The organism is Streptomyces sp., assembly GCF_050698815.1.
Classification (GTDB): domain Bacteria; phylum Actinomycetota; class Actinomycetes; order Streptomycetales; family Streptomycetaceae; genus Streptomyces.
The window spans coordinates 1-1961 of the sequence record NZ_JBOHCV010000306.1; the positions used below are offsets into that span (position 1 = coordinate 1).

Consider the following 1961-nt stretch of genomic DNA (forward strand, 5'->3'; position numbering starts at 1 on the left):
CCCTGCTCAAGCCCGCCCAGGTGAACCTCGGCCTCGCGATCGACCTCGCCAAGCCCGTCCCCGCGAAGGCGGCTCCCGCCAAGACGCCCGCCCAGGGCGCCAAGGGCGGCGGCGAGGGAGCGCAGCCGGAGGAGCCGGCCGGACCCGAGTACGTACAGCTGCGCGGCCCGTCCGCCGCCGTCGCGAAGAACATGAACGCCTCGCTGGAGCTGCCCACCGCCACCTCGGTGCGCGCGGTGCCGGTCAAGCTGCTCTTCGACAACCGCATCGTCATCAACAACCACCTCAAGCGCGCCCGCGGCGGCAAGGTGTCCTTCACGCACCTGATCGGCTACGCCATGGTGCAGGCGCTGAAGGCGATGCCGACGATGAACCACTCCTTCACCGAGAAGGACGGCAAGCCGACCCTGGTCAAGCCCGACCACGTCAACCTCGGCCTGGCCATCGACCTGGTGAAGCCGAACGGCGACCGGCAGCTCGTCGTCGCCGCCATCAAGAAGGCGGAGACGCTCACCTTCTTCGAGTTCTGGCAGGCCTACGAGGACATCGTCCGCCGCGCCCGTAACAACAAGCTGACGATGGAGGACTTCTCCGGCGTCACCTGCTCGCTCACCAACCCCGGCGGCATCGGCACCGTGCACTCCGTGCCGCGGCTGATGCCCGGTCAGGGGCTGATCCTGGGCGTGGGCGCGATGGAGTACCCGGCGGAGTTCCAGGGCACCTCGCAGGACACCCTGCACCGGCTCGGCGTCTCCAAGGTCATGACGATGACGAGCACGTACGACCACCGGGTCATCCAGGGCGCCGCCTCCGGCGAGTTCCTGCGCATCGTCAGCCAGTTGCTGCTCGGCGAGAGCGACTTCTACGACGAGATCTTCAAGGCGCTGCGCATCCCCTACGAGCCGGTGCGCTGGAACCAGGACATCGACGCCTCGCACGACGACGACGTCACCAAGGCCGCCCGCGTCTTCGACCTGATCCACTCCTACCGGGTGCGCGGCCACATCATGGCCGACACCGACCCGCTGGAGTACAAGCAGCGCAAGCACCCCGACCTGGACATCACCGAGCACGGGCTGACGCTGTGGGACCTGGAGCGGGAGTTCGCCGTCGGCGGCTTCGCCAACCGGTCGATGATGATGCTGCGCGACATCCTGGGCGTGCTGCGCGACTCGTACTGCCGCACCACCGGCATCGAGTACATGCACATCCAGGACCCCAAGGAGCGCAAGTGGATCCAGGACCGGGTCGAGCGTCCGCACTCCAAGCCGGAGCGTGACGAGCAGCTGCGCATCCTGCGGCGGCTGAACGCCGCGGAGGCGTTCGAGACGTTCCTGCAGACCAAGTACGTGGGCCAGAAGCGGTTCTCACTGGAGGGCGGCGAGTCCGTCATCCCGCTGCTGGACGCCGTACTCGACGCCGCCGCCGAGTCGCGGCTCGACGAGTGCGTCATCGGCATGGCGCACCGCGGCCGGCTGAACGTGCTGGCGAACATCGTCGGCAAGTCCTACGCGCAGATCTTCCGCGAGTTCGAGGGCAACCTCGACCCGAAGTCGATGCACGGCTCCGGCGACGTGAAGTACCACCTGGGCAACGAGGGCACCTTCACCGGCCTGGACGGCGAGCAGATCAAGGTCACCCTGACCGCCAACCCGTCCCACCTGGAAGCCGTCGACCCCATCGTCGAGGGGGTCGCGCGCGCCCGGCAGGACATCATCAACAAGGGCGGCACGGACTTCACGGTGCTGCCCGTACAGCTGCACGGCGACGCGGCCTTCGCGGGCCAGGGCGTGGTGGCCGAGACGCTCAACATGTCGCAGCTGCGCGGCTACCGGACCGGCGGCACGGTCCACATCATCGTCAACAACCAGGTCGGTTTCACCGCGGCGCCCGAGTCGGCGCGGTCGTCGATGTACTCCACCGACGTGGCCAGGATGATCGAGGCCCCGATCTTCCACGTG

The 1961-nt window shown here is 68.1% G+C and carries 1 protein-coding gene; it reads left to right on the top strand.

Annotation, left to right across the window (positions count from 1 at the left end; genetic code table 11):
• Positions 1 to 1961, top strand: a 1961-nt coding sequence (locus tag ACRDP3_RS11035; RefSeq protein WP_431516701.1) for a multifunctional oxoglutarate decarboxylase/oxoglutarate dehydrogenase thiamine pyrophosphate-binding subunit/dihydrolipoyllysine-residue succinyltransferase subunit, incomplete at both ends; no start/stop codon positions are given.